Genomic DNA, 25,636 nt, shown 5'->3' with positions numbered 1-25,636 from the left:
GTCGGCCCGTGCGGCAGACGGGGCACCGGGCGGTGCCGGTCGGCCCGCCGGCGGGCGTTGGCCTTGCTGGGGCTCAGTCCGAGATCAGGCCGTCGCGCAGGGTCGCCAGGGTGCGGGTGAGCAGGCGGGAGACGTGCATCTGGGAAATGCCGACCTCTTCGCCAATCTGGGACTGCGTCATGTTGGCGAAGAAGCGCAGCATGATGATCTGGCGCTCCCGCGGCGGGAGTTTGGCCAGCAGGGGCTTCAGGGACTCGCGGTACTCGACACCTTCGAGCGCGCTGTCCTCGTAGCCGAGGCGGTCCGCGAGGGAGCCCTCGCCGCCGTCGTCCTCGGGGGAGGGGGAATCGAGCGAGGAGGCGGTGTAGGCGTTGCCGACGGCCAGGCCGTCGACGACGTCCTCCTCGGACACGCCGAGGCACTGGGCCAGTTCGGTGACGGTGGGGGAGCGGTCGAGCTTCTGGGCGAGTTCGTCGCTGGCCTTGGTCAGGGCCAGGCGCAGCTCCTGGAGGCGGCGCGGAACGCGGACCGACCACGAGGTGTCGCGGAAGAACCGCTTGATCTCGCCGACCACCGTCGGCATCGCGAACGTCGGGAATTCGACGCCGCGTTCGCAATCGAAACGGTCGATGGCCTTGATCAGACCGATCGTGCCGACCTGGACGATGTCCTCCATCGGCTCGTTGCGGCTGCGGAAACGTGCCGCCGCGTACCGCACCAGCGGCAGGTTCAGTTCGATGAGGGTGTCGCGTACGTACGTGCGCTCCGGGCTGTCCTTGTCGAGCGTGGCCAGCCGCAGGAAGAGGGAGCGGGAGAGCGTACGGGTGTTGAGAGCGTCGTCGTCGTGCACATGTGGTGCCGGCGCGGGAATCGCGGGAAGCACCTTCGAGCTGCCCAGTTCTACGGACATGCCACCCCCTTGAGGTCGCGGTCGGGTCGCTGCGGCGCCCTCGGTCCGCGGCGGAACCGAGAACTTATGCCTCCACCTGAATACCGGAGGCGGCGCCACGGCAAACGCGGTTCCTGCAGAATGTCACATGTCGGCAACACGCTGTAGCGCCATGTCGACATATCTGTGCAGGAACGGGTAGCCCGTCCCGGTTAGGCTTCGATCCTGTTTGCGGACCGCAGTCGTGCGAAGCTCCGCGACAGTAGCCGCGACACATGCATCTGCGACACCCCCAGCTCGGCGCTGATCTGAGATTGCGTCAAGTTGCTGTAGTAACGGAGGAGCAGGATGCGCTGCTCGCGCTCGGGGAGCTGGACGAGGAGGTGCCGGACGAGGTCCCGGTGCTCGACCCCGGCCAGCTCCGGATCCTCGTACCCGAGCCGGTCCAGCAGCCCCGGCAGGCCGTCACCCTCCTGAGCGGCCTCCAGGGAGGTCGCGTGGTACGAGCGCCCCGCCTCCAGGCAGGCCAGCACCTCGTCCTCGCCGATCTTGAGCCGTTCGGCGATCTCGGCGGTCGTCGGCGACCGTCCGTGCAGCACGGTCAGGTCCTCCGTGGCGCCGTTGACCTGCACCCACAGCTCGTGGAGGCGGCGCGGTACGTGGACGGTGCGCACGTTGTCCCGGAAATAGCGCTTGATCTCGCCGACCACGGTCGGCATCGCGAAGGTGGGGAACTGGACCCCGCGGCCGGGATCGAAGCGGTCGATGGCGTTGATGAGGCCGATCGTGCCGACCTGGACGACGTCCTCCATCGGCTCGTTACGGCTGCGGAAACGTGCCGCCGCGTACCGGACCAGCGGCAGATTGGCCTCGATCAGGGCGGCGCGCACCCGTGCGTGCTCCGGCGTGCCCGGCTCCAGGCTCGTGAGCTCGGCGAACAGCACCTGTGTGAGTGCCCGTGTGTCCGCGCTCCTGCTCTCGCGGGATGGCGCCTTGGGCGCAGTTCGGGCCGTCACGGGCACGCCACCCTTCTCAGTCCATTCAACCGGCAAAAGCGGTCATAGCATCACAAGACATGTGCACTGTGTGCAAGCACCGCATAACGCCGTGTTGATCGCAGAGTTGATCGACGAGCAGGCGCACGCAGGGCCGGAGCCGGGCACGGGCACGACGAAGCCCCTCGCCCGCGCGGCGGGACGAGGGGCAGGTCGACGGGCAGGCCGGGGCGCGGGCCGACGGGCAGGCCGGGGCGCGGGGCGACGGGCAGGCCGACGGGCAGGCCGAGGGATGTGCGCGCGGCCGGAGCCGCGGCTCAGAACTCGTAGTCGGCGATCACCCAGGTGGCGAACTCGCGCCACTGCCCGGCGGCGGCCTGATGGGCCGGGTGTTCGATATAGCGCTTGAGGGCGTCGGTGTCGGCCACGGCGGAGTTCACGGCGAAGTCGTACGCGATCGGCCGGTCCGTGATGTTCCAGGCGCACTCCCAGAACTCCAGCTCGGGAATCTGGTCGGCCAGCTCCTGGAACGCCTTCACGCCGGCCACGACCCGCGGCTCGTCGCGTCCGACACCCTCGGCGAGCTTGAAAAGAACCAGGTGGCGTATCACTGGGCGGTCCTCCGTACGGTCGGCCCCCGGCCGTCCCGCGCCGTACGTCCCGCTCCGCACGTCTGCGTACGGCCGGCGCGTCCTACGAGATCAGCTGGGTCATGAACTCGCCGACACCGTGAGCGGCCGACGAAATGCCCTCGAACCCTATCTGCACGAGATCGGCGGCGCGTGCCGGGGACGTGATGATCGTGTACAGGACGAAGACGACGACCACGTACAGCGCGATCTTCTTCGCTTGCGCCATCTGACTGTCCCCGTCTCCCCTACGGCAGCTCCCGCCCGCCCTTTCCCAGAGTGCAGACCGGGTGAGTGTAACCACTTCCGCAACAGGGGTGGAGCCGGCGGGAGGGAGCCGGGAGGGAGACGAAGGGAAGGGTGGGAGAGAGGCGAGGGGGAAGGTGGGAGAGAGGCGGCGGGCGCGTGTTGATGGTGACTTTAAGGACCAAAGGCCTCTGGAGGCAGGCCCTTTGCCCGCGTCCTCCGAGAGGCGGGCGGAGCAAGATGGGGGTGCCCGGCGGATCTGGCAGGAATGCGCGGGGCACCGGGCCCGAGCCTCACTGCGGGGTCCACGCCGCAAGCTTCCCCCCTGACAGCGGCGCGGACTTTGAGGCCCGGCCCACCATCGGGGGAAACGGCATGTCCCCCCGTTGCCGTTTCCCCCGACCATGACGCGGAGCCCCGGCTCCGGGCTTCCGGGCCCGGGGCCGGGGCTTCCGCCGTACAGGGGGGGGCGGAGGCCCGCCGTACGGGAACGGGTCCTGAAGCAGGTCCTCATGGGTACGGGAGTGCCGGGCACCCGGCGCCTAGACTGGGACCTTTCGGGGGCACGGGCCCGTCCCTGGGGGCCCTGGGCGGATGGAGAGCGGCTGTGACGAGTGGCGTCGAGGACGTGGCGGATCCGTCGGCCGAGGTGCTGACGGAGGCCGCGGCGACGTTCGGGCTGCTCGCTTCGCCCGCGCGCCTGCACATCGTCTGGGTGCTGGCGGGCGGCGAGTGCGACGTGAGCGGGCTGGCGGAGCGGGTGGGCGGCGCGCTGCCCGCGGTGAGCCAGCACCTGGCGAAGCTGAAGCTGGCGGGGCTGGTGCGGTCGCGGCGCGAGGGCCGCCGCGTGGTGTACCTGGTGGACGACCCCGATGTGGTGTCGATGGTGCGGTGGCTGGTGGGGCAGCTGACCGACCGGACGGGCCGCTCCGACGGCCCGGCGGTTCCGGGACGCGTCCGTGGCCTGGGCGCCTGAGAGGGCCGTGGGTTCCGCGTCCGCCCGTACGGACGGGGAGGCGGAGCCGGGCCGGCGCACCACCGCACCACCGGGCGTACGGGCGGACCGCGGCGCCCGGCTGCGCGACACCCCCGGACTCACGGCGCTGGAAACCCTGCGGTTCCTGGAGAGCGGGCCGCGCGGCCTGACCGAGGCGCAGGCCGAGGAACGGCTGCTGCGGTACGGCGACAACGCGGTGCCCGAACGGCGGCCCGCCGGCCGGTCCTGGCGCTTCGTGCGCAGCCTGCGCGATCCGTTCACGACCGTACTGCTGTGCCTGGCCCTGGTCTCGGCCGCCGTCGCCTCCTGGGGGGCGGCGTGCGTGATCGCGGTACTGGTGGTGGTCAGCGCGGTGCTGCGGTCCAGCGGCGAGCACCGCGCCGAACGGTCCACGGCGGCGCTGCGTGAGCTGATCGCCACGACGGCGACGGTGCAGCGGCGGCCGGGGGCGACCCGGGAGATACCGGTCGATCAGCTGGTGCCGGGTGATGTGATCCGCCTCGGGCCGGGGGACCTGGTCCCCGCCGACCTGCGGTTGCTGCGCGCGAGCGGGCTGACGGTGCGGCAGGCGCCGCTGACGGGGGAGTCGGCGCCGGTGGCGAAGCATCCGGTGGAGGCAGGAACCGGTGCCTCCGGTATGGATGCGGATGCTTCCGGTACGGGGATCTCCGGTACGGGCATCTCCGGTGCGGACGCTTCCGGTACGGGCATCCCCGGTACGGCCGCCTCCAGTACGGCCGCCCCCGGTACGGCCGCCCCCGGTACGGCCGCCTCCGGCCCAGGCCTCTTCGAACGGCCCGAGCTGTGCTTCCAGGGCAGCAGCGTCGAGTCCGGCAGTGCCACCGCGGTGGTGCTGGCGACCGGTGCGGACACGGTCTTCGCCGGGACGTACCGGTCCGGGACGTACCGGGCCGGTACGCGCCGGCGGCGGTCCGGAACGGGCCCGGACACCGCGGGCGGGGCGCGCGGCACCCGGCGCGCGCGTCCCACGAGCGCCTTCGACCGCTCCGTGAACGGCGTCTCCTGGACCCTCATCCGCTTCATGCTGCTCACACCGCCGCTGGTGCTGATGGCCAACGCCGCGCTGCGCGGCCGCGGCCTGGAGACGCTGCCGTTCGCCGTCGCGGTGGCGGTCGGGCTCACCCCCGAGATGCTGCCGGTCATCGTCACCACCGCGCTCGCCCGGGGCGCGGCGCTGCTCGCGCGCGGCGGCGAGGTGATCGTCAAGCGGCTGCCCGCGCTGCACGACCTCGGCGCGATCGACGTGCTGTGTACGGACAAGACCGGCACCCTCACCCAGGACCGCCCGGTCCTGGACTGCTCCCTCGACCCCGACGGGCGGCCGGTGCCCGAGCCGCTGCACTGGGCGGCTGTCAACAGCCTGTGGACACTCCAGCTGGCCGAGCTGCCCACGCCGGACGCGCTCGACGAGGCGGTCCTGGAGGCGGCCGAGGACGACTTCGACGAGCTGCTGGCGTACGAGGGCATCGCCGCGCTGCCGTTCGACCCGGTGCGCCGTACGTCGTGCGCGGTGGTCCGTACGGATGCTGCCGCTGGGCCCGGCCTCCGGCTCGGCACACACACGCTCGTGGTCAAGGGCGCGCCCGAGGCCGTACTGGAACGCTGTGCCCGTGTCCGTACCGGGGGAGAGGGCCCCGCGGCCACCGAACGCGCCGAAGACATCGACCTGGACGACGCGGCCCGCGCCCGTCTGGCCCGGCTCGTCGCGGACCGTACGGCGGACGGGCTGCGGCTGCTGGCCGTCGCGGTCGCCGAGCGGCCCGCCCGGCCCGGCCGCCGCTACACGCCGGCGGACGAGCGCGGCCTGACCCTCGTCGGCTTCGTCGGGCTGCGCGACGCGCTCGCGCCGACCGCCGCCGCGGCCTGCGCGGGCCTGGCGCGGCGCGGTGTCGCGGTGAAGATCCTCACCGGTGACCACCCGGGCACCGTCACCCACGTCTGCCGGGAACTCGGACTCGACACCGGGCCCGGCGCGGTGGTCACGGCCGACCGGACCGACGGCCTCACGGACGCGGAACTCGCCCGGCTCGCCGCGCGCACGACGGCCTTCGCGCGCTGCACACCGGAGCACAAGGCGCGGATCGTGGAGGCGCTGCGGGCGGGAGCCGGGCCGGGGGCAGGGACGGGAGCGGCGGCCGGGGCGGGGACGGTGACCGGGCCGGTAACGGTGACCGGGCCGGGAACGGGAACGGCGGCCGGGCCGGATCCGGGTCCGGAGAGCGCGGCGACCCCGCCCCGCACCGTCGGCTTCCTCGGCGACGGTGTCAACGACCTGCCCGCGCTGCACGCCTGCGACGTCGGCATCGCCCCGCGCGACGCCGTCGACGTGACCCGTGAGGCGGCCGACGTGGTCCTCGCCTCGAAGGACCTCGGCGCCATCGACGGCGCGATCGTCGCGGGCCGCCGCAGCAGCGCCAACATCGCCACGTACCTGCGCATCACCCTCTCCTCCAACCTCGGCAACGTCATCGCGATGCTCGGCGCCGGGCTGCTGCTGCCGTTCCTGCCGATGCTTCCGGCGCAGGTCCTGGTGCAGAACCTGTGCTTCGACGCGGTCCAGCTCGCGTTCGCCTTCGACCGGCCGGGGCCCGCCGCGCTGCGCCGGCCGGCGGTCCTGCGCCCCGCCGACCTGCTCCGCTACATCACCGGTTTCGGCCTGCTCAACGCGGCGGCCGACCTGGCCACGTTCGGCGTGCTGGTCCTGGCGCTGCACGGCTTCGGCGACCCGGGCGGCCAGGACGCGTTCCACGCGGGGTGGTTCACGGAGAACCTGCTGACGCAGGCGCTGGTGATGTACCTGCTGCGTACCGGCCGCCGCTCGGCGGAAGGCCGGGCGCCCGGCCCGATCCGGATCGCGGTGTGCGCGCTCGCCGTCATCGGACTGCTGCTGCCCCCGTCACCGCTGGGTCCGCTGCTGGGGATGGCGGCCCTGCCTCCCCTCTACTACGGGCTGCTGGCGGCGGTGCTGGTGCTGTACGGGCTTGGGCTGGCATGGGCCAAGGACCGGTACGACCGGAAGACGGCCCCGGACGACGCGTAGGCCACGCGAGACACGCCCCCCGGCCCCGTTCCTGGCCCCGTTCCTGGCCTCGGCCGTGCCCCCGGCCCTGGCGCGGCCCCTCAGCCGTAGGACAGATCCGAGCAGATGTTGTCGTCGGCCGAGCGTGCCTTGCCGGCGATCTCCGACGAGCCGGACGCCGACGACCCGGGCGAGGGGTCCGGGCCGGAGGAGGCGGGGGACTCCAGGGCCGGGGCGGACGCGTACGTGGCGCCGAGGACGACGCTGACGCCCGCGGTGGCCGTCGGCACGAGCTGGGCGCCGCGGAAGTGCGCGGCGACGGTCCTGGCCTCGGCCTCCTTGCCCGCGCCGTACTCGACGACGGTGGCCGCGTGGTCCTGGGTCCGCGCGGTCGACGTGCCGGTGACGGTGAAGCCCGCGGACTTGAGCTGGTCGGCGGCGCGGGCGGCGAGGCCGGTGGCGGTGGTGCCGTTGTAGACGGCGACGCTGATGCCCGCACCGGTGCCGGAGCCCGTACCCGCATTGGTGCCGGTGCCGGTGCCGGTGCCGGTGCCGGTGCCCGTACCCGCGTCCGTACCCGTCCCCGACGGCGACGGGCTCGGAGAAGCCGCCCCGCCTCCGGCCGGCCCCGGCCCGCCCGCGTCCTTGCCGTCCAGCGTGCGGTCCGCCTTGATGTCCGCCCAGAGGGTGTCCGCGGCCGGGTGCACGATCGCGACCCGGGCGCCCTGGTAGCGCCAGGGCAGCGTGACGAACTTGGTGTTGTGCAGGTCGATGTCCTTCAGGGACATCGCGAAGGAGAGCAGCTTGTCGGCCGAGTCCAGGCCCGGGTCGACGGTCATGGACTGGGTGGCGGCGTTGGCCAACGGCAGCAGGGTGGTGGGGTTGAAGCCCTGGTCCTTGACCTTCTTGATGAGGGAGCCGACGAACGCCTGCTGGCGCTGGATGCGGCCGATGTCCGAGTTGTCGCCGATGCCGTGCCGGATACGGACGTAGTCGAGCGCCTGCCGGCCGGAGACGTTCTGCGGCCCCTTGGCGAAGATCCGTTCGCCGCGGGAGTGCCGGTTCGGGTTGAGGTCGCCCTGGTAGATGTCCTTCGGCAGGCAGACGGGTACGCCGCCCACCGCGGACGTCATCTTCGAGAAACCCTCGAAGTCGACGACGACGGTGTGGTCGACGCGTACGCCGGACAGCTTCTCCACCGTGTTCTGGGTGCAGGCCGGGTTGCCCCGCGGGCTCTCGCCGACCGAGAACGCCGCGTTGAACATGGCGTTGTGCTGCGCCGCCGTCCACTTGCCGCTCGGGAGCCGGCACGGCGGTATCTCCACCAGGGTGTCCCGGGGTATGGAGACGGCGACCGCGTGCTTGCTGTCGCCGTACACGTGCAGCAGGAACGCGGTGTCCGAGCGGCCCACGTCGCCCTCGCCGCCGCCCAGCGAGCTGTTGTCGCCGGACCGCGAGTCGGAGCCGATGACCAGGACGTTCTGTCCGCCGGCGCCCTCGGCGGGGCGCTGCGGGCTGACCCCTTCCGCGCCGAAGGTGGTGATGTTGCCGTTGAGCTTGAAGTAGAACCAGCCGGCGCCCGCGGTGATCAGTACGAGCAGCGAGACGGCGACGATGCCGACCGTGCGCAGGGGCCGGCGGCGGCCGCGTACGGCCCGGCCTGCCGCGCGGTCCGCCGTACCGCGGCCTGCCCCGGCCTGGCCCGCTCCGTCCCGGCCCGCCTTCCTGGCCCGTCCGGACCTTCCGGCCACCGCCTTGTGGCTGCTTGCTGTCATGTGTGCACCTCACCCGCGTGGCTTCGTACCGGGGAAGACGGAAGATCCGGCCCGTTGGTTGTACAGTTGCGCAATGTAGCAAGTTATAAAGCGGACAACCGGACGAGCGCGGGCTGGAAGAGAGGCGGGACGGCGATGCTGCGGAACGGACTGGAGCCCTGGCACCTACTGATCGTGGCGATCGTGGTGATCCTGCTGTTCGGCTCGAAGAAGCTGCCGGACACGGCGCGGGCCCTCGGCAAGTCGCTGCGCATCCTCAAGAGCGAGACCAAGGCGATGAAGGACGAGGCCGGCGACGACAAGGCAGGGCCGGGCCCGGGAGTCGTACGGGCGGGGGAGCCGGCGGCCGCGCACGACCGCGGCCCGGCCGCTCACTGAACGTCCGGCCGGCCGGCGGTTCCATAATGGTGGACGCGCGTCACGATCAGCGTGCCGCGCCCTGCACCAACACGAGGGGATACCGGACCGGATGAGCACCGAGCGCAAGCCTTCCGAACACGCCGTACGCGCGAAGGGCGGGCGGTTCACGGCGGTTGTCGTGGCCCTGCTGCTCGGCCTGATGGGAGCCGCGGGCCCGGCGGCAGCGGCGTCGCCCGCCGCCCCGGCGGTCGCCCACGGCGTCCACCAGCAGACCGGCGGCGCGCCGGCCGCGCAGGCGGAGGCCGCTCCGGCTGCCGTCCATCACGTGACGACGGCGGCCTTCGGCTCCAAGGACAAGGACGGCGACAAGAAGGACAAGAAGAAGAAAAAGGGCTTCTTCAAGAAGCTCGGCATCTTCCTCATCGTGCTGCTGATCATTTTCCTGGTCGTCATCATCGTGGTGATCTGGCTGATCGTGCACTTCGTGCGCAAGGCGTTCCGCCGCCGCAACAGCTGAGGTCCCGCGCGACACCGCGCGATCCGGGACGCCCCCGCCGCAAGCCCGTGCTTGCGGCGGGGGCGTCGTGCTGCCGGGGCCTTCCGCCGCTCAGCGCACCCGGCCGCGCGGTTTCAGCCCCACCGTGGGGAGTTCGGGCGCGGGCAGCCGCTCGCCGTCGTAGCCGTGCACCTCGCCGAACCGGGAGCCGGGGCCGGAGCCGGGACCGGTCATCCAGTCCCGCCGGGCCTCTTCGACGTCCTGCTGGGAACGGCCCACGAAGTTCCACCACATGACGATCTCCTCCTCGAAGGGCGTGCCGCCGAGGAGGACCGTCCGCGCGGGCGTGTCCGACTCGTTCGTCAGCGTGAGGCGGTCGCGGCCGGGTGCGGCGTAGCCGAGTTCGGCCGGGTGCAGCGGGGTGCCGGACAGGCGGACGGTGCCGTGGTCGACGAGCAGGCCGTGTTCGAAGGCCGGGTCGACGGCGAGGGCGGCCGTCGCCCCCGGGTCGAGGACGATCTCGGCGCCGAGCAGCGGGGAGAACGTACGTACCGGGGAGGTCACCCCGGCGAGGGTGCCGAGGAAGACGCTGACCTCGGCCCCGCCGACCCGTACGGAACCGGGTGCGTGGTGCTGGAAGTCCGCCTCCGCGTGGCGGTGTTCGCCGGGGAGCGCGACCCACAGCTGCACCCCGTGCAGTACGGTGGTCCGCTCCGTCGAGACCTCCGAGTGGCTGATGCCGTGGCCGCCCGTCATGAGGTTCAGCTCGCCGGGCCGTACGTACGCGTGGGTGCCCAGGCTGTCGCGGTGCTCGATCTCGCCGCTGAACAGCCAGCTCACCGTCTGGAGGCCGGTGTGCGGGTGCGGGGCGACGCGCATGCCGCCCGTTCCGGCGACGTCGTCGGGGCCGTAGTGGTCGGCGAAGCACCAGGCGCCGATGAGGGTACGGGAGCGCTGCGGCAGCGTGCGGCGCACGGTCATCGCCCGCGGGCCGCCCAGCGGGACGTCGCGGGGGGTGAGAACCTCGATGCCGGGCGATTCGGCGGGTCCGGCGTCTTCGTCGCTCATGTGCGTAGCCTTCCCGGGCGGGTCACCGTGACAAAGTAATTGTACGTTCAACTTCATCGCTCGTGGCGCTGCCTGCCGTCCTGGAGGCGGCGGCGGGTACCGGCACCCGTACCGGCGCCTCGGGTTGCCGGGCGGGCTTGCGCCGCGGCGCCATGTGCCGGCGGGCGTCGTCCACGCCCTTCCGCATGACGGTCCGCAGCCACTTCCCGAGGGGGCGTTCGACGACGCGGTGGATGAGCCAGGCGGTGACCAGCATGAGGGCCGTCACCGAGAGCACCAGGGCCGGCGCGGGGACCCTGTTCCGGAAGTGGTGGATGAGGGTCATGCCGATGTTGAGGTGGATGAGGTAGAGCGGGTAGGTCAGCGTGCCCGCGGTGGTGAGCCACCTCCACCGGATGCGGTCGAACGCGCCGAGAGCGATCGCGCCGACCAGCGCGAAGCCCGCGACGATGACGAGACGGGCCGGCCAGCTGGGCAGGGCGGCCGCGACGGCTTTGCCGAGGCTCGTGGCCATGCGGTAGTCGATGTACCGCTGGGCGAGCACCAGTTGTACGGCGACCAGCGCCCACAGGACCGCGTTCTGCCCGTGGCGCCGCATCAGGTGGAAGACGATGCCCGCGATGAAGAACGGCGCGTACTGCGGCATCGCGAAAGCGGACAGCAGCGGCGTGTTCAGAGCCGGGGCGAGCGCGGCGGCGGCCGTCCACACGCCGCACAGGATCAGACAGTTGCGGTAGGTGACGCCGAACCACACCACCGCGACCATGATCAGGTAGAACTTGAGCTCCACGAAGAGCGTCCAGTACACCGGGTCGACGTCGGGGGAGTTGTTCCCGGACTGGAGCATCGACAGGTTGTTGATCACCCGGTCCAGGCCCGGGAAGGAATCCACCTCCGGCCACATCTTGATGACCAGCGTCGTGAGCAGGATGCCCGCCCAGTAGGCGGGGAACAGCCGGGAGACGCGGGAGACGGCGAACTCCCCCAGCGTGCGGCCCCACACGCTCATGCAGATGACGAAGCCACTGATGAGGAAGAAGATCTCGACACCGAGCCACCCGTACTGGGCCGCGACACGAGTGACCGGGAAGATCGTTCCGGTGTCGTGTCCCCACGGCTTGGCAAGCGCGACATAGTGGTAGAAAACCACCATCAACGCCGCCAGCAGCCGTAGCCCGTCCAGCGCGGCAAGCCTGTTTCCCGAGCGCGGCCCGGCCATCGTGCACCCCCTTGAACGCCCTGGTCACGGGCGCTTCACGCCTACAGATGGAGACGGGCGCCGGCCGCGGGGGCCGGTGCCCAGGACGTCTGCGTCTCCTGTGTGCACCGGTCGGCGTTCGGCCGGCGCGAAAGCTCCGGTGCCAAATCCGGAAAATCCGGCACGACCGGGTTGCGTCTGCCGATGATGATGCGCACGGGGCGGGCGGGGTTCATCGCGAAACGGTCAAGGGGGGATCCGCGGCGGCTTTGGCAAGTTGGGAGGTTCGCGGGGCGGGGGTGGTCGCGGGGCGGGGGTGGGCGGTATCCGCTTGGGCGGCCGCCTGCGCCGGGGACTTGACGAGTGCGGCGGTGCCCAGGCTGCCCGCTGCCGGGCCCACCGTCCCGGCCGGCAGACACAGCAGCACGCGACGACGCCGGGCCATGCCGTGCGAGGCGTTTGCTCCGGTGCGTCTGCCGCGCCGCGTGCGGTCAGCGTCCCGTGAGACCAAGGTTCACTCCGTCGCGCAGGTCCGGCGATGCCTGGGCGATCACGGCAGCGTGCCGGCGGCAGCTCTCTTGCGTAGCGAGACGTGCGGGGCGGTTCGCGCAGTCCAGTTCGGCGTACTGGGCCGCGGCCTCACGTGCGGACGTCGCCACCTTCCGCAGCGTCGCGAACCCGTGCTTTCCCTCGACCTCGTTCAGCACCGTCCCGGCGAGCGTGGAGACATCCTTGGCCATGGCGGCACACGAGGGCGTGAAGAGTTCCGCTTTCGCCGCGCTGCACGGCGACTTGCCACCCTCTCCATGGGAGGCGGACAGCTCGTCGAGGGCAGGGGTGAGGGTCTGCTGGACGCGCTCCACCTCTGCTTGTGCTCCCGACTCCGCCCCGGCCCCTGCTTCTCCCTCCCCCTTCGCCTGCGCCGAAGCGGAGGCCGGGGAGGGCGAGTCCGACGAGGAGGCGTGGGGCGCCGGGGAGGCCGCCGACCGGTCGGCGGACGACGAGGTGTCACAGGCGACGAGACAGACCGCCAAGGCGGCCATGGTCCAGACGTAGCGTTTCAACGGGAATTCTCCAAGGCCTTGGCGGCCGCGTGCAAAGACGCGGTCAGGTGTTTCTTCTCCGCGACGAGCGCTTCCTCGCGCTCTGAAATCAATTCTTTTTCCTGTATCCCGGACTCCACGTCGTGCCGGGCGTCCAGGAGACCGACGTCCTTCTTGCAGTCGACATCGGCGACTGCGGTGGCAGTCTCCTTACGGCCGGCGGCCTCCTCCGACACGGCATCGGCGGCGTCCGGGGGTGACGTGTAGCGGTAACCCTTCTTCTTCATGCACGAAGACCACGAGTCGAACAACTTCTTGACGCTGGGGTCCGACAGGGACTTGGCGTAGCTTTCCGTGTTGATCCGATTGGCCGGCACGTGCGGCGTCTCGTTGCCGCAAAAGGGTGTTCCGTCGCCCTCCGGAAAGCTCGCACCACCCTAGGAGGCGAGCTGACGCCCAGGATGCCCATAGAGTCACCCAAAGTAGGCATAAGCGGTAGCGCGTTATGTGTTGGGTGGATCACGGTTGCGCCGCAGCAAGGCATATAGCCCCTACTTCGTCAGGTCTCCGTCAGGTCTCCGTCAGGACTTCGTCAGGTATGAAGTGCAGCGCGCGCCACGAGCCGACCGCCCGTATATCGGGACGGAGTGCGGGAGCGTCAGGGACAGGCCTGATGGAAAGGTCATCGGCGCGGTGCCGTGCGGCTCGCCGGGGCGGCGTCATTCCAGCGGACTGAGCCCGTCCGCGTAGGCGTTAGCCGGGTGTTAGCGGTGCGGCAGTACGGCGCCAAGGCCGCCGGACAGAGTGGTGGACGTACTGAGGAGAGACCGACACCGACCGCCCTGGGGGGACCCGAGATGACCGCCGAGACCAGTGCCCGTACCGCCCGTCGCCGTACCCTGCGCATCGCCGCCGCGACACTGACCGCCGTCGCCGGCCTGACGCTGACCGCCTGCTCCGGCTCGGACACCTCCGCCGGCACCAAGGCCGCAGCCCACCTGGACGCGGAGGCGGCCGCGAACGTCGGCAGTACGGCCTCCGGCGGCACGGACTCCTCCGGCGGCACGCAGGGCTCCGGCTCCCAGGGATCCGGCTCCCAGGGCTCCGGGGGTCAGTCCGGTTCCGAGGCGAAGGCCGGCAGTGGCACCGGCGGCAAGACGGGCGGCGCGGGCAAGCAGGCGGGCGGCTCGCACGCCACCGGCGGCGGCAAAGCCGCCGCGGGCACCGAACGCTGCCACACCTCCGGCCTCACCGCCGTCTTCGCCACCGGCGAGGACGCGGTCCCCGACCCGGACGCCGACGGACCCACCACCACCAGCATCGTGCTCACCAACAAGAGCAACCGCTCCTGCAAGATCGGCGGCTTCGCCGGCATCGACCTCAAGCCCGACGCCGGCGGCCCCGGCTGGTCCCTGACCCGCTCCTCCGCCCAGCACTCCTCCCTCACCCTCGCCCCCGGCGAAAGCACCGACTTCACCCTCAACCTCGGCATGGCCAAGGAGAACGCCGAAGACTCCTGGCTGCCCCGGACCGTAACCGTCACCCCGCCCAACGAGACCACCTCCCTGACCCTCAAGTGGCCCTGGGGCCCCCTCGTCGACCAGCGCGGCGCCACCCACCCCGCCACCTTCGTCAACCCCATCGGCTGACCACCCCGACCCGACCGCCGTACCGCGCCCTGCCCGGAGGCCCGGGTAGGGCGCGGTACGTGTGGGGTCCTGCCCCGTCCGGCGGCGTCCGGCGTGAACCGCCCGGCGTGCTCCGCCCGATGCGCTTCGAGGTCAGTCGCCACCGTTGAGCATGGCGGCGGTCAGGACGTTGCCGGCGACGCCCCAGCCGCCGTCGGCAACCTCGTCGATCAGTACGACGGTGGTGGCACGGGCCCGCTCGCCGTAGATCTCCGCGTACAGGTCGGTGGTGCGTTCGACGATCTTCTTCTTGTCCTCGCCGGTGACGGTGCCCGCGGGTACCTTGAAGTGGGCGAAAGGCATGAGTGTTTCTCCTTGTTGTGGGTTCTTACGCAGTGCGGGGCTCGTCGCGGGTCACACCATCCCCCCGTTGGCCCGCAGAACTTGGCCGTTCACCCAGTGCCCCGCCGGGCTGGTGAGGAAGGCGACCACCTGGGCGATGTCCTCGGGGGTGCCCAGGCGTTCCAGGGGCGGGGCCAGGGCGAGTCGGGTGATCTGCTCGGGCGTCTTGCCTTCGAGGAACAGGTCCGTGGCCGTCGGTCCGGGGGCGACGGTGTTGACGGTGATGTCCCGCCCGCGCAGCTCGCGGGCGAGGATCAGCGTGAGCGACTCGACCGCCGCTTTGCTCGCCGCGTACGCACCGTAAGCGGGGAACCGGGTACCGACCACGGAGGTCGAGAACCCCACGAACGCGCCACCCGCCCGCAGGCGACGGGCGGCCTGCTGAGCGACGACGAAGGCGCCCCGGATGTTGGTGCGGTGTACGGCGTCGAGCACCGCCAGATCCAGGTCGGCGATCGGCGACAGAGCGAGCCGCCCGGCGCAGTTCACCACGACGTCCACGCCGCCGAACTCCCGCTCGGCCCGGTCGAACAGGACGGCGACCGCGTCCTCGTCCGCCACGTCCGCCCGTACACAGAGCGCCCGCCCGCCGGCTGCGTCGACCGCCGCCACCGTCTCCTCGGCGGCTGCCGCGTCGCGGGCGTAGTTCACCACGACGGCCAGACCGTCCTGGGCGAGCCGGAGGCAGACCGCCCGGCCGATGCCGCGTGATCCGCCGGTGACGACGGCGACCCGCCCGGCCGCCGCGGTAGCAGCGGGGGTGGGGTCGGGGCCGGTCAGGGGGCCGGAAGGGGGGTGATGCGTAGTCATGTCCGCCACGATGCGCGGCGCCGGGTGGCGGAACCAGGGGATGTCATCCCCTGTGCCGGTGGCCCGGCCACGCGCACAATGCCAGGCATGAGGTCTGCGCAACACACCGAACTGGGGGCTTTCCTGCGCTCGCGCCGTGCCCGCATCCGCCCGGCCGACGTGGGACTTCCCCACGGGCCCCGCCGCCGGGTGCCCGGGCTGCGCCGCGACGAGGTCGCCCAGCTCGCCGGCGCGTCGGTGGACTACTACAACGAACTCGAACGCGGCGCCGGTTCCCAGCCCTCCGAGCAGATGATCGCCGCGCTGGCCAGGGCCCTGCGCCTGACCGCCGACGAGCGTGACTACCTCTACCGCCTGGCCGACCGCCCGGTGCCCGCACAGGGGGGACCGGCCTCACACGTCCACCCCGGCATGCTCGACCTGCTCACCCGCCTGACGACGACACCCGCTCAGATCATCACCGACCTGCACGTCACCCTCGTACAGAACCCGCCGGCGGTGGCGCTGCTCGGGGACCACTCCGGCCTGCGGGGCGCCCGGGCCAGCTTCGTCCACCGGTGGTTCACCGAACCGGACGCCCGGCGGCTGTATCCCGAAGCCGACCACCCGGGCCAGTCCCGCGCCTTCGTCGCCGACCTGCGGGCAGCCGCCGCCCGGCGCGACGCCAGGGACACCGAAGCCCGCTCGATGATCAGCTCACTGCTGGCCGCCTCCCCCGAATTCGCCGCCCTGTGGGCCGACCACGACGTGGCGTTCCGGCGCGACGACCGCAAGCGCATCAACCACCCCGCGCTCGGGCTGATCGAGGTCAACTGCCTCAACCTGTTCAGCGAGGACGGCCGGCAGCGCCTCCTGTGGTTCACCCCCGCGGCCGGCACCGACAGCGCGGGCCTCCTCGACCTGCTCACCGTCCTCGGCACTCAGGAAATCAGCGCCCCGCCATCCGGGCCGGTCCGCTGACGGATCGAACGGATGCGTACGCCGTGAGCAGGCCGCCCCGACCCGCGCTCCGGCGGCGCGCGCCAGGGTTCGTGCTCCAGGGCTCGTGCGCCAGGGTTCGTGCTCCAGGGCTCGTGCGTCAGGGCTGACAGCACGAGCAGCCGGGACGGCGCCATGACGACGGCGAAAAGCCACGCCGAAGGAACCAGCAGTCAGGAGGGGAGTGCGGCACACCGGAACATCGCGGTACGGCGCCATGCCCGGCGGGTGGCCGAGTCCTCCCAGGCCGTCTTGCAACGCCCCGGTGACGTCATCGTGCCGGTGACGTCATCGCCCCAGTGACGTCATCGTGCCGACGACGTCATCTCTCCCCGCCCCGCATCCGCCCCCCCCGTATCTACCCGCACGTTCCTCGTCACTCGTCACGGTCGGTGCACTGCCGATTCCCCGCGTACGGCGTTACGAAGCCAGCGAGGGATGCCGCGTGACAGGCCGAACCACCTGTCCCTCGCCGCTCCCTCCCACAGCCCCTCCTGCGGACCCTCCCACAGCCCCTTCCACGGACCTTCCCACAGCCCCTTCCACGGACCTTCCCCCGGCCCCTTCCGCCCGGCACATCTCGGCCCAGACGGCGTCGAGAGACAGGCCGAGGGTGTCGGCGATCGCCGCGATGGTGGGGAAGGCGGGGGTGGCCACCCGGCCGGATTCGATCTTCCGCAGGGTTTCCGGCGAGATGTGCGCCGCGAGCGCCACGTCCAGCATCGAGCGGCAGCCCCGGGCTCGGCGGAGCAGGGCGCCGAGGCGCTCTCCGCGGGCTACCTCGGCGGGGGTGAGCGGCAACCTGACCATGGCCCCATTTTAATACCGGTACAGTTATACCGGGATAGTTATTGGAAACACCTGAGAGGCCCCCATGATCGAGATCCTGAACTCCGCCCGTCTTGAGCGGGCGAGAGGCGCCGGCGCCCTGGTCGGAGACATCCTGCACACGCTGAAGCAGCGCAGCACGGTCGGGACGAACCTGCTGGACATCGACCAGTGGGCCAAGGAGATGATCACCGAGGCAGGGGCGCAGTCCTGCTACGTCGACTACGCGCCTTCCTTCGGGCGCGGCCCGTTCGGCCACTACATATGCACGGCCGTCAACGACGCGGTGCTCCACGGGCGGCCGCACCACTACCCGCTCGCCGACGGCGACCTGCTGACTCTCGACCTCGCCGTGTCCAAGGGCGGGGTGGCCGCGGACGCCGCGATCAGCTTCCTGGTGGGCAAGGCCAGGCCGGCGGAGAGCGTCGCGCTGATCGAGACGACCGAACGCGCTCTCGCCGCCGGCATCGCCGCCGCCAGGCCCGGGGCGCGCATCGGCGACCTCTCCCACGCCATCGGCACGGTCCTCGGCGAGGCGGGCTACCCGATCAACACCGAGTTCGGCGGCCACGGCATCGGCTCGACCATGCACCAGGACCCCCACATCGCGAACACCGGACGCCCCGGCCGCGGCTACAAGCTGCGCCCCGGACTCCTGCTCGCCCTGGAACCGTGGGTCATGACCGACACGGCCACCCTCGTCACCGACTCCGACGGCTGGACCCTGCGCAGCGCGACGGGCTGCCGGACCGCGCACAGCGAGCACACCATCGCCATCACCGACGACGGCGCCGAAATCCTCACCTTGCCTGCGTCGGCACGGCTGTAAGGGGGCGGGGAGCCTGCCCGGGACGCGCGTCACTGCCCGGGCACCACGCCATAGGCGCCGATGCGGTGCCGCTTGGTCTCACATGATCCTGCCGGACCGCGTTCCGGGGCGTCCGGGCAACACAAGCGTCCCAGGCGCAACAGCGCGCCGAGGACGAGGATCAGCCGGCCAGCCCGGCGCGATAGGCGTAGCGGACGGCCTGCGCGCGATCGCGTACGCCGGTCTTCGCGAAGATGCGGTTGATGTGCGTCTTGACTGTGGCGCGGCTGAGGAAGAGGTGTGCGCTGATCTCGGCGTTGGTCAGTCCTTGTGCGATCAGCGCCAGGACTTCCGCTTCACGTGCGGTCAAACGCTCGGGCAGCGGGGCGAGGGTGTGCCACGTCGGCCGGCCCGGTTCGGGCGTGGCGGCCGGGGGGAGCGGCGCGGTGCCGTCCGCGACCGCCGCGGGCCGGGGTGCCATGCCGGAGGTGACCGCTGCGACCAGCCGCTCCTGCACGACCGGGTCCATCCACACCTGTCCGCCATGGACGGCTTTGATCGCCCGTTCGATCTCGTCCGCGCCCACGTCCTTGGTGAGGTACCCCTTCGCCCCCGCCTGCAGTGCGGGGAAGACCGACGCGTCGTCCGCGTAGGTCGTCAGCACCAGCACGGCGATCCCCGGGGCCTGCTCGCGGAGCGTCCGGGTTGCGGTGATGCCGTCCGTGCCGGGCATGGACAGGTCCATCAGTACGACATCCGGCTGGTGCTCATGGGCCAGCGCCACCGCCTCCGCACCGTCGGCCGCGCCGCCCACGACCTCCATGCCCGCGTTCAGGCCGATCAGCAGCATCAGGCCCTCGCGGGTCACCCGTTGGTCATCGGCGACCAGCACGCTGATGGGGGTCTCGTCTTCGCTCATACCGGTACTTCCATCTCCACAGTCCACCCCTGTCCGGCGGGGCCGGCGTGGGTGCTGCCGCCGACCCGTTCGATACGTTCGCGCATGCCCCGCAGCCCGTTCCCGCCGCCCGTCCACTTGGCTGGGGACGGGCCGGAGTCCGTGGCCACGCCGCCTGCGTCGTCCTCGTCGGCAGCCCGGCCCTGATCCGAGACGGTCAGTACGGTGGCATGCGGGGTGTAGCGCAGCGCCACGGTGGTCGGTGAACCGGCGTATCGGGCGGCGTTGGTGAGCGCCTCCTGGGCTCCTCTGTAGAACGCGAGGTGTGCCTCCGGCGCGAGTGCCCGGGGCTGTCCGGTCACCGACATCGTGATGGGCAGTGCGAGGTCGCGGCGGCATCGGTCGACCAGGGAAGTGAGCTGGTCGGCCATGGGCACGTCGTCCCCGCGCAAGGCGGCGACGGCCCTGCGCGCGTCGGATAGGCCCTCCCGGGTCAGTTCACCGCTGCGTACGATCAGCTGGTGCAGCGCCGGGTCGACGTGGTCACGCTCGGCGAGCTTGCGGGCGCCCGCCAGCTGCACGGCGAGCGCGGACAGGGACTGCGCCAGGATGTCGTGCAGGTCGCGGGCGATCCGGCTGCGTTCAGCGACGGCGGCGGCACGCGCCTGCGCCTCGCGTGAGTCGTCGAGTTCGGCCAGCAGCAGTTCGGTGTGGTCGTGCCGGAGACGGGCCTGGCGGACGAAGAAGCAGACGGCACCGAGCACCACGCACAGCAGCGCGCCGGCCACCGCTGCCTGGAACGCGTTGCCGGGCGGGCCGGCGTAGGCGGTGATGGCCGCGACCGCCACGGTCAGAGGTGTGGCAAGCAGGAGGGCGAGGCGCGGCCGCAAGCGCGCGAAGAGCATCGCCACGGCCGTGGAGACGGGGACCACGGTCAGGGAGGCCGGCTGGAACGCCGCCAGCACGTTGCCGCTCACGCCCAGGATCAGCGGCAGCCCGGCAGTGGCCGCCTCCGATCTCCCGGTGTCGCGGGTCAGGGCCGAGAAGATCAGCGACAGTACGCATCCGGCCAGCGCCAGGCTGATGACGAGGGGTACGCCGGACGCCCCCGGGTGCGGCCGGCTCTGGAGGACCGAGGCGATGGTGAGGACCAGGACGCCCCACAGCATCAGGTGCATCCGCGCAGCCTGACGCGTGGCACGTACGGCCGCACGCGACCGGGCCGCCGCCACTCTGGGACTGTCTCCCTCACGACCGCCGGGCGGCGTTGAGCTCATACCGTGCAGCATAGAAGGAACTGGTGAGGAGGAGACCGGGCCCAGCCGCCCACGGGCGTTGATCACACCGCCGCCGGGCGCGCGGCAGGCAGCGAAGAGGACAGCCGGTAGGCCCGGTAGCGGATCACTGCCAGCCGGGCGACCGCCTGGCCCAGTGCCATCAGGACGAAGGCCGCCACCCATGCCTGGGCCCCGGAAATGTCGTTGCCGCGGCTGAAGTCGGCGATGGCGTCTCCGGCCCCGTGATCGGCGGCGAAGGCGAAGCACACGCGCAAGGCCATACCGAAGACCCACAGGGCCGCGGCGGCGAGCCCCGCCTTGACGTAGACGCCGTCGGACTTGCGCCGCAGGCGCGTGGCGACCCCGCAGAGCACTCCGAGCACGGCTCCCGAGCCGGCCAACGCCATCTCGAGAACGAGGTCGTTGCCGGACGTCGGCACCGACCGCAGGTAGTACACGGCGACACCGACGACCAGGACGACGGGAAGCACCAGGTTGAACAGGCTCAGCCGGCCCTCGCGTACCTGGCGCAGGACGAGCAGGATGAGGATCCCGTTGACGAAGTAATCGGTGATGGTCATGGCCGTAAGACTGCTCCGGACGCGGCCACAGAACGTCAGCCCGCGGGTTGAGCGGCGGGTTGACAGACGTCTCCACCCCGGGTGGACGGGGGAGCGGCCGGCTGCGCCCCGAGCCATGTGCGGGCACTGGACAAGGCGGGCGTCTTGCACTGCGGCGCCGGTTTGCGGCTGCTCCGGCGGTTGGCAGCGGTAGCGGCGGTACACGTGCCCTGCGCAGAACACCCCCTGACCGCGTTTCCGCAGATCAGAGGGGTGTGCAAGCGGTAGCGGGGGATGTGAAGCCGACGGGACGACGCTTCTCGCGTGCGACTTTTCCCAAGAGCTGCACAGAGGGTGCCGATGTGCTGCTCCCAGATCCTGCCTGGCCCCTGGGCTTTGCTTCTGTGGTGCAGGGGCAAAGCCCAGGCCCCGGTGCCGAGTCGCCGCTACCTCAGCGGCCTCTTAGCGCGCTGTTCCAGCGGATGCGTACGGTAGATCAGTCCATCCCGACCCGCGCACCGGCGGCACGTGCAAGCGCTCGTGCCCCAGGGCTGACGCCCTTCTTGCGGGGCGACATACGGGAGTCCGTCGCCTCCCGTTGGGCGACCCACAGGAGGTGCCGTGGCCCAGGGACGGCGACGACGCCCAGGTATCTGGGGTCGCCCGCGAACCAGGTTCCGGCAACCTGGCCGTCCTTCACCGCGCGGACCCAGAAGTGCCTCCTCGTTCCGATCAGGCCGCCATAGCCGAGGCTCACGGTTTTCTCCGGCCGTTCCGGGTCCGGCACGGCAAACTGTGTACTGCCGTTCTTCTTCGGCTTGGCCTCGGCGATGCCCGCCTGCCACGGGTAGACGCGCAGCACCCGGCGCGTCCGGGCCAGGGAGGCCGCCGCGACCACCGCGAGCAGGGCGTACCAGATGCCGACGCAGAGCACCGGCAGCCACAGCACCAGCAGCCAGACCGGCGTCATGACGACGGCGAAAAGCCACGCGAGGAAACCCAGCAGCCAGGCCGGCAGAGCAGCACACCGGAGCACCGCGGTACGGCGCCAAGCCCGGCGGGTGGCCGGGTCTTCCCAGGCTGTCTTGCAGTGCACCGGAGACGTCATCTCTGCCCTCACAAGTTCCTCGTCAGCCGAATGCGTCTCGCGCAGCGGCAACTTCCCGGGCCTCCGGCACCTGCTCGCGCAGACGCGGCGGAAGAGGATTGTCGAAGCTCACCATGCCGATGATGTCGTGGAACACGTCGCGGTAGTGCTCGTGGCCGGACTCGGCCGTTGTGCTCAGCGCCAGCACGGCGACGCGACGGCCTTCGGGATGCGGTAGGTAAGCGGTCATCTGAAAGACCTCTTGGCCCTCGCGATGGTCCAGACTCTCCACCACGGCTGCCGGACCACAGGGCAGATCCACAAGGTCGGCGTTACGGGCCCCTCCTGAGGCCAGCGCAGCCTTCGCCGCCGCGAGCTTCGGTGGGGTCCACGGCAGTTCCTCCCACTTGATCAGAAACACAGAGTGCACAACACCGCCCGACTCGTCGTGGTGCACCCCTATCGAGAGATGGACGGCGCCGCTACGCGCCAGTAGAACCCCCATGGCGCGAGCTTTCTGCACGCGCTCGCGGAACGCTCCGTACTGTTCCTCCGGTACGAGGGCGGAGAGCAACTCCAAATCGTCCGCCGTTGCGTCGGCATCGGGGACCAGCGGTACCTCGATGAACCCGGGCGGCAAGGCGAACCAGATGTCGCATTCGCCAGTCATCGCCGATCCATCGATGGCGAACTCATGCGTGCTTCCCTCAGTGGCCGACATCGAGAAGCACCTTCAGAGTTTTCAGGGCCGTAGCGCCGTGACCGGCACCGTCGAAACTGCCGGCGCGGGCGCCGTCCATTCCGGTGCCCACGTTGTTGGCCGTGTCGTCGTCCAAAGCGTCGATCAGGTCCTTGGCCGTTCCGTAAGTGCCGGTCGCGGCCCCGGCACCGGCGACACCGAGATCGATCATCCGCGAGGCCCGCGCTGGGTCTGCGGCACCCCTGACCATCCAAGTGGTCAGAGGGTTTTCGGCCCCAGCGATCCGGTTCGCGGCCAACCACGTCTTGCTACCTGCGCTCGCCAAGCGGTCGGTGAGGGTCAGAGCCTCGGTTGCAGCGCCGGCCGAGCGGACTGCTCCGTTGATGCCACGGGCCACGGCGCCGACTCCAGGCACCATGCCCAGCGTGTCCCCGGCCACCCCTACCGCGTTGCTCCAGAAGTCAGCGTCGAACTCACCTTTGGTGAAACCGTCCATGAGCGAAGCCCTGACGGCGGGGTCCGACAGACGGGAAGCCAGAGTGGCTGCGCTCGCTGTGGCGGCAACCAGGAGAAACGCCACGCCTATGGGACCACTCAAGATCAAGGCAAGAAGGCCCGCGATCGCAGCGACCGTGCCCAGCACATCCGTGAGGTTGTCGTCCAGCCAGTCCATGGCCTTGGCGAACCAGCCGGGCTCCTCGGGCGCCAGTTTGTCTGTCGCGTCGCGGATCGCGCTGGCCTTGCCCCGCGCTGTGGACGAGTGTTCGCTCTCCACATCGTGGGCTCGCCGCTTGATGGACGAGAGGAGATCCTGCGCATCTTTGACGGAGCCCCGCGCGTCGTTGAGTGCCGACGTGGCCCTGTCCAGCCGGGCCTGCGCGTTCTGCAGGGAAGCCGCGTCATCGAATGTCTGGTGGGCCAGCTTCAGGTCCGGGTTGTTACTGGCGTTGTTCTCCCGCTCCTTGGCCATGTCGAGCTTGTCGTGCGCGGCTTTGGCTTCAGCATCCAGCTTCTTCGCATCGCCTTGGTAGCCGTGCAAGGCACGGCTCCAGCCATCCGTGATCCGCTGCCGACGCAGGTGCGCCGACCCTCCCGAACTGGCCTACGCATTCTCGTGTGGCCCTTGCCGCTTCCATTGCTTCTCGAATCCGCTGCCCGTTATGAAAGCTTCTGCCGGACGTCAGCAGGTCACGCCTGCGGCACGTGCAACACCACCGCGCTGCACGCGCCCCACGCAAAACACCCCCCTGACCGCGTCTCCGCAGATCAGAGGGGTGCTACAAGCGGTAGCGGTGGGATTTGAACCCGTCAAGATGACGCTTCTCACCTGGGGTTTTCTAAAAAAGTCGGACAGAACCCGCTAATTCGATCCGGCTGAGTCCTCCTCGATCCCGCTCGAACGGGGACTGTGCTGCACGTGCAGCACACCGGCCACAGCCCGCGTCTGGAGGCTTCGCGAACTACGGGGTCGCGCCCTTTCGCCGAGACCATGCTGCCATCGGCAGTTCGCTCGTGGTGCTGCGCCGGGTTTTTGGCGGCAGTTGGGAGCCTGGGGTTCACGCCAAGTGGTCACAGTGAGTGATGGATGCGGGTCGGTTCTCGGCTAGGTTCTGGTGTCAAATGTCAGGCCTACCTCAGGGGGCCCATGAGCCGTTCTCGCCGCCGGTGCCGGCGTCGAGGTCAGCCTGCGACGGTGTATCGGCTGGCGATCGCGAGGCGGTTGAAGGCGTTCATCACGATGGCCAGCCAGATGAGGGCCGAGACCTGGTCCTCGGTGAGTACGGCCGCTGCGGCGTTGTAGTCCTCGTCGCTGACGTGCCCGTCCGCCACCCGTGTGACGGCCTCGGTCAGACGGAGGGCGGCGCGGTCGGTCTCGGAGAAGTAGTCGGTCTCCTCCCAGCCGGGCAGTACGGCGATCCGGTCGGGGCTCTCGCCCATCTGGAGGGCATCGCGGACGTGCATGCGCAGGCAGAACGCGCAGCCATTGATCTGGGAGGCACGGATCTTCAGCAGCTCCACCAGGAGCGGGTCGAGGCCGACCGCTGCCATGGTCTGCTGCACCTCCTCGTTCAGGGCGGTGAGGGCTTTGTAGGAGGCCGGGTGCTGCTTGGCGATGTTGACGCGACGGGTGTCGTTCATTGTTCCTTCTTTGGTTCGTGTGGCCTCGTCCGTCCTTCAGGCACGGCGAAGAGGCCGACGTGTGTTCGGCAGAGCCCAGGACGGAGTCGGGCCGGGCATAGAGCGGCCGCTCGCTTGCGTGGCGCCCGGCTACTTCGGGTCGTCGGTCTTGAGTGCCTCGCCGGGGTTGGCAATGACAACGATGAGCAGCTTGGCCGGCTTGGTCGCGCTGGTGTTCTCGGCTAGGACGTGGTGGGTGCCCGGGGGCTCGACCCAGTGATCGCCCCGGTGGTAGGTGGTCGCGGGCTTGCCTTCGAGCTTGCTGCGTACGCTGCCTTCGAGGACGTACGCGTAGGTGAACGCATGGCCGTGCCGGTGCGGGGCCGCGCGGGCATTGGGCGGGAAGTCGACGATCGCCGACGTGAAGGTCTTGCCCTTCACGTTCGGAAGGTCCTGCTGGAGCAGGGGCTTGAGGGAATCAGTGGGGTGCTCCGACGCGACGGCCGAAGCCGACGTCGAGGCGTGGGCGTGGGCGGCCGGGGCTGAGTTGCCGCAGGCCGTGACCGCAGTCAGCGTGGCAACTGCCAGGAGGCCACCGGCGATCCGCATTCTGATCATGATGGGACAGATCCTTGCTCGGGGGAGCGACACAGGCGCGCAGCCCGTTCACACGCGGGCTCGCAGCAGCTCGTTGTCAGAAAGCCGCAGCAGGCGGATAGACGCTGTTCGGCACGACCGATCTCACCTCCGCGTCCTTCGTCGCCCGATTTTCCGTTCTCGCCAGGGAGACGAGGCAGCCCCCGCAG

28 protein-coding genes are annotated in these 25,636 nt (G+C 70.8%); 8 read left to right on the top strand and 20 right to left on the bottom strand.

Translation table 11 applies throughout. From position 1 onward, the window contains the following. Positions 1-73: 73 nt before the first annotated feature. The 4 genes from JXZ78_RS27380 to JXZ78_RS27365 form a co-directional block, all read right to left on the bottom strand. A complete protein-coding gene (locus JXZ78_RS27380; RefSeq protein WP_030017597.1) occupies positions 74-910 on the bottom strand; it encodes an RNA polymerase sigma factor SigF in 837 nt (278 codons plus the stop codon). A 191-nt stretch (positions 911-1,101) separates the two neighbouring features. Continuing rightward, positions 1,102-1,911: an RNA polymerase sigma factor SigF gene (locus tag JXZ78_RS27375; protein WP_030017598.1), complete on the bottom strand. Its 810-nt coding sequence runs from the start codon at positions 1,909-1,911 to the stop codon at positions 1,102-1,104. 290 nt (positions 1,912-2,201) lie between these two features. Further along, complete coding sequence (locus tag JXZ78_RS27370) at positions 2,202-2,495, bottom strand: Dabb family protein (RefSeq protein ID WP_030017599.1); 294 nt, start codon at positions 2,493-2,495, stop codon at positions 2,202-2,204. A gap of 82 nt (positions 2,496-2,577) precedes the next feature. Continuing rightward, on the bottom strand, positions 2,578-2,742 hold the full coding sequence (locus JXZ78_RS27365; protein ID WP_167745376.1) for a hypothetical protein: 165 nt from the start codon (positions 2,740-2,742) through the stop codon (positions 2,578-2,580). Between the two features lie 624 nt (positions 2,743-3,366). On the opposite strand from JXZ78_RS27365, the gene JXZ78_RS27360 reads away from it, so the two are divergent. Together JXZ78_RS27360 and JXZ78_RS27355 are read left to right on the top strand one after the other, a co-directional pair. Next, on the top strand, positions 3,367-3,735 hold the full coding sequence (locus JXZ78_RS27360; protein ID WP_030017600.1) for an ArsR/SmtB family transcription factor: 369 nt from the start codon (positions 3,367-3,369) through the stop codon (positions 3,733-3,735). 7 nt (positions 3,736-3,742) lie between these two features. Then, on the top strand, positions 3,743-6,817 hold the full coding sequence (locus JXZ78_RS27355) for a P-type ATPase actuator domain-containing protein (protein WP_078623939.1): 3,075 nt from the start codon (positions 3,743-3,745) through the stop codon (positions 6,815-6,817). Positions 6,818-6,897: 80 nt separating this feature from the next. Here the strand turns inward: JXZ78_RS27355 and JXZ78_RS27350 are convergent, their stop codons facing one another. After that, positions 6,898-8,571 carry an LCP family protein gene (locus tag JXZ78_RS27350; protein ID WP_030017602.1) on the bottom strand — a complete coding sequence of 558 codons (1,674 nt, stop codon included), beginning with the start codon at positions 8,569-8,571 and terminating at the stop codon, positions 6,898-6,900. 135 nt (positions 8,572-8,706) lie between these two features. Here JXZ78_RS27350 and tatA point away from each other — a divergent pair, with 135 nt between their 5' ends. Together tatA and JXZ78_RS27340 are read left to right on the top strand one after the other, a co-directional pair. After that, positions 8,707-8,949 carry a Sec-independent protein translocase subunit TatA gene (gene tatA / locus JXZ78_RS27345; protein ID WP_030017603.1) on the top strand — a complete coding sequence of 81 codons (243 nt, stop codon included), beginning with the start codon at positions 8,707-8,709 and terminating at the stop codon, positions 8,947-8,949. A 91-nt stretch (positions 8,950-9,040) separates the two neighbouring features. Further along, positions 9,041-9,448, top strand: coding sequence for a hypothetical protein (locus JXZ78_RS27340; protein ID WP_030017604.1), 408 nt, complete (start codon positions 9,041-9,043; stop codon positions 9,446-9,448). A gap of 90 nt (positions 9,449-9,538) precedes the next feature. Here the strand turns inward: JXZ78_RS27340 and JXZ78_RS27335 are convergent, their stop codons facing one another. The 4 genes from JXZ78_RS27335 to JXZ78_RS27320 form a co-directional block, all read right to left on the bottom strand. After that, positions 9,539-10,495: a pirin family protein gene (locus tag JXZ78_RS27335; RefSeq protein WP_030017605.1), complete on the bottom strand. Its 957-nt coding sequence runs from the start codon at positions 10,493-10,495 to the stop codon at positions 9,539-9,541. A 22-nt stretch (positions 10,496-10,517) separates the two neighbouring features. Next, on the bottom strand, positions 10,518-11,714 hold the full coding sequence (locus JXZ78_RS27330; RefSeq protein WP_050502013.1) for an acyltransferase family protein: 1,197 nt from the start codon (positions 11,712-11,714) through the stop codon (positions 10,518-10,520). Between the two features lie 470 nt (positions 11,715-12,184). Beyond that, positions 12,185-12,757 carry a hypothetical protein gene (locus JXZ78_RS27325; RefSeq protein ID WP_157851801.1) on the bottom strand — a complete coding sequence of 191 codons (573 nt, stop codon included), beginning with the start codon at positions 12,755-12,757 and terminating at the stop codon, positions 12,185-12,187. After that, complete coding sequence (locus JXZ78_RS27320; RefSeq protein ID WP_157851802.1) at positions 12,754-13,023, bottom strand: hypothetical protein; 270 nt, start codon at positions 13,021-13,023, stop codon at positions 12,754-12,756. Before JXZ78_RS27320 ends, JXZ78_RS27325 begins: the two co-directional genes overlap by 4 nt. A gap of 570 nt (positions 13,024-13,593) precedes the next feature. On the opposite strand from JXZ78_RS27320, the gene JXZ78_RS27315 reads away from it, so the two are divergent. Beyond that, a complete protein-coding gene (locus JXZ78_RS27315; RefSeq protein ID WP_238783409.1) occupies positions 13,594-14,385 on the top strand; it encodes a DUF4232 domain-containing protein in 792 nt (263 codons plus the stop codon). 132 nt (positions 14,386-14,517) lie between these two features. Here JXZ78_RS27315 and JXZ78_RS27310 read toward each other — a convergent pair whose 3' ends face one another. Both JXZ78_RS27310 and JXZ78_RS27305 read right to left on the bottom strand, forming a co-directional pair. Then, the gene (locus JXZ78_RS27310; RefSeq protein ID WP_030020227.1) at positions 14,518-14,727 is read right to left on the bottom strand and encodes a 4-oxalocrotonate tautomerase family protein; all 210 of its coding nucleotides are present in this window, start codon (positions 14,725-14,727) and stop codon (positions 14,518-14,520) included. Between the two features lie 51 nt (positions 14,728-14,778). After that, the gene (locus JXZ78_RS27305; protein WP_030020226.1) at positions 14,779-15,576 is read right to left on the bottom strand and encodes an SDR family oxidoreductase; all 798 of its coding nucleotides are present in this window, start codon (positions 15,574-15,576) and stop codon (positions 14,779-14,781) included. 87 nt (positions 15,577-15,663) lie between these two features. Here JXZ78_RS27305 and JXZ78_RS27300 point away from each other — a divergent pair, with 87 nt between their 5' ends. After that, the gene (locus tag JXZ78_RS27300) at positions 15,664-16,536 is read left to right on the top strand and encodes a helix-turn-helix transcriptional regulator (RefSeq protein ID WP_033037774.1); all 873 of its coding nucleotides are present in this window, start codon (positions 15,664-15,666) and stop codon (positions 16,534-16,536) included. Between the two features lie 153 nt (positions 16,537-16,689). Further along, positions 16,690-16,857 carry a hypothetical protein gene (locus JXZ78_RS27295; RefSeq protein WP_238783408.1) on the top strand — a complete coding sequence of 56 codons (168 nt, stop codon included), beginning with the start codon at positions 16,690-16,692 and terminating at the stop codon, positions 16,855-16,857. Between the two features lie 117 nt (positions 16,858-16,974). Here JXZ78_RS27295 and JXZ78_RS27290 read toward each other — a convergent pair whose 3' ends face one another. After that, positions 16,975-17,364, bottom strand: coding sequence for a helix-turn-helix domain-containing protein (locus JXZ78_RS27290; protein WP_238783407.1), 390 nt, complete (start codon positions 17,362-17,364; stop codon positions 16,975-16,977). Positions 17,365-17,428: 64 nt separating this feature from the next. Here JXZ78_RS27290 and map point away from each other — a divergent pair, with 64 nt between their 5' ends. Then, the gene (gene map, locus JXZ78_RS27285) at positions 17,429-18,211 is read left to right on the top strand and encodes a type I methionyl aminopeptidase (RefSeq protein WP_030020223.1); all 783 of its coding nucleotides are present in this window, start codon (positions 17,429-17,431) and stop codon (positions 18,209-18,211) included. 160 nt (positions 18,212-18,371) lie between these two features. On the opposite strand, the gene JXZ78_RS27280 is transcribed toward map, so the two are convergent. From JXZ78_RS27280 to JXZ78_RS27245, 8 genes are all read right to left on the bottom strand, one after another. Further along, a complete protein-coding gene (locus JXZ78_RS27280; protein ID WP_030020222.1) occupies positions 18,372-19,109 on the bottom strand; it encodes a response regulator transcription factor in 738 nt (245 codons plus the stop codon). Further along, a complete protein-coding gene (locus JXZ78_RS27275; RefSeq protein ID WP_157851584.1) occupies positions 19,106-20,266 on the bottom strand; it encodes a sensor histidine kinase in 1,161 nt (386 codons plus the stop codon). Before JXZ78_RS27275 ends, JXZ78_RS27280 begins: the two co-directional genes overlap by 4 nt. 161 nt (positions 20,267-20,427) lie before the next feature. Beyond that, the gene (locus JXZ78_RS27270) at positions 20,428-20,946 is read right to left on the bottom strand and encodes a hypothetical protein (RefSeq protein WP_030020220.1); all 519 of its coding nucleotides are present in this window, start codon (positions 20,944-20,946) and stop codon (positions 20,428-20,430) included. A gap of 475 nt (positions 20,947-21,421) precedes the next feature. Then, positions 21,422-22,021, bottom strand: coding sequence for a hypothetical protein (locus tag JXZ78_RS27265; protein ID WP_030020219.1), 600 nt, complete (start codon positions 22,019-22,021; stop codon positions 21,422-21,424). Positions 22,022-22,055: 34 nt separating this feature from the next. Further along, a complete protein-coding gene (locus JXZ78_RS27260) occupies positions 22,056-22,733 on the bottom strand; it encodes a hypothetical protein (protein ID WP_030020218.1) in 678 nt (225 codons plus the stop codon). After that, entirely contained in the window at positions 22,720-23,751 is a 1,032-nt protein-coding gene (locus JXZ78_RS27255; protein ID WP_050502488.1) for a hypothetical protein, read from the bottom strand. The genes JXZ78_RS27260 and JXZ78_RS27255 overlap by 14 nt, the downstream gene beginning before the upstream one ends. Positions 23,752-24,392: 641 nt before the next feature. Further along, positions 24,393-24,851 carry a carboxymuconolactone decarboxylase family protein gene (locus JXZ78_RS27250; protein WP_030020216.1) on the bottom strand — a complete coding sequence of 153 codons (459 nt, stop codon included), beginning with the start codon at positions 24,849-24,851 and terminating at the stop codon, positions 24,393-24,395. 129 nt (positions 24,852-24,980) lie between these two features. Continuing rightward, positions 24,981-25,448, bottom strand: a complete 468-nt coding sequence (locus JXZ78_RS27245; RefSeq protein ID WP_030020215.1) for a cupin domain-containing protein — start codon at positions 25,446-25,448, stop codon at positions 24,981-24,983. Positions 25,449-25,636 lie beyond the last annotated feature (188 nt).

Source organism: Streptomyces monomycini (genome assembly GCF_022271435.1).
Taxonomy (GTDB): Bacteria; Actinomycetota; Actinomycetes; order Streptomycetales; family Streptomycetaceae; genus Streptomyces; species Streptomyces monomycini.
Note: the sequence above shows the minus strand (reverse complement) of the source record. Positions and strands in the feature narration are given on the sequence as shown.

Coding starts and splice junctions, on each gene's coding strand:
- JXZ78_RS27380 (WP_030017597.1), bottom strand. CDS start 910: ATGTCCGTAGAACTGGGCAGCTCGAAGGTGCTTCCCGCGATTCCCGCG.
- JXZ78_RS27365 (WP_167745376.1), bottom strand. CDS start 2,742: ATGGCGCAAGCGAAGAAGATCGCGCTGTACGTGGTCGTCGTCTTCGTC.
- JXZ78_RS27350 (WP_030017602.1), bottom strand. CDS start 8,571: ATGACAGCAAGCAGCCACAAGGCGGTGGCCGGAAGGTCCGGACGGGCC.
- tatA (WP_030017603.1), top strand. CDS start 8,707: ATGCTGCGGAACGGACTGGAGCCCTGGCACCTACTGATCGTGGCGATC.
- JXZ78_RS27340 (WP_030017604.1), top strand. CDS start 9,041: ATGAGCACCGAGCGCAAGCCTTCCGAACACGCCGTACGCGCGAAGGGC.
- JXZ78_RS27335 (WP_030017605.1), bottom strand. CDS start 10,495: ATGAGCGACGAAGACGCCGGACCCGCCGAATCGCCCGGCATCGAGGTT.
- JXZ78_RS27330 (WP_050502013.1), bottom strand. CDS start 11,714: ATGGCCGGGCCGCGCTCGGGAAACAGGCTTGCCGCGCTGGACGGGCTA.
- JXZ78_RS27320 (WP_157851802.1), bottom strand. CDS start 13,023: ATGAAGAAGAAGGGTTACCGCTACACGTCACCCCCGGACGCCGCCGAT.
- JXZ78_RS27315 (WP_238783409.1), top strand. CDS start 13,594: ATGACCGCCGAGACCAGTGCCCGTACCGCCCGTCGCCGTACCCTGCGC.
- JXZ78_RS27310 (WP_030020227.1), bottom strand. CDS start 14,727: ATGCCTTTCGCCCACTTCAAGGTACCCGCGGGCACCGTCACCGGCGAG.
- JXZ78_RS27305 (WP_030020226.1), bottom strand. CDS start 15,576: ATGACTACGCATCACCCCCCTTCCGGCCCCCTGACCGGCCCCGACCCC.
- JXZ78_RS27300 (WP_033037774.1), top strand. CDS start 15,664: ATGAGGTCTGCGCAACACACCGAACTGGGGGCTTTCCTGCGCTCGCGC.
- JXZ78_RS27295 (WP_238783408.1), top strand. CDS start 16,690: ATGACGACGGCGAAAAGCCACGCCGAAGGAACCAGCAGTCAGGAGGGG.
- JXZ78_RS27290 (WP_238783407.1), bottom strand. CDS start 17,364: ATGGTCAGGTTGCCGCTCACCCCCGCCGAGGTAGCCCGCGGAGAGCGC.
- map (WP_030020223.1), top strand. CDS start 17,429: ATGATCGAGATCCTGAACTCCGCCCGTCTTGAGCGGGCGAGAGGCGCC.
- JXZ78_RS27280 (WP_030020222.1), bottom strand. CDS start 19,109: ATGAGCGAAGACGAGACCCCCATCAGCGTGCTGGTCGCCGATGACCAA.
- JXZ78_RS27275 (WP_157851584.1), bottom strand. CDS start 20,266: ATGCACCTGATGCTGTGGGGCGTCCTGGTCCTCACCATCGCCTCGGTC.
- JXZ78_RS27270 (WP_030020220.1), bottom strand. CDS start 20,946: ATGACCATCACCGATTACTTCGTCAACGGGATCCTCATCCTGCTCGTC.
- JXZ78_RS27260 (WP_030020218.1), bottom strand. CDS start 22,733: ATGTCGGCCACTGAGGGAAGCACGCATGAGTTCGCCATCGATGGATCG.
- JXZ78_RS27250 (WP_030020216.1), bottom strand. CDS start 24,851: ATGAACGACACCCGTCGCGTCAACATCGCCAAGCAGCACCCGGCCTCC.
- JXZ78_RS27245 (WP_030020215.1), bottom strand. CDS start 25,448: ATGATCAGAATGCGGATCGCCGGTGGCCTCCTGGCAGTTGCCACGCTG.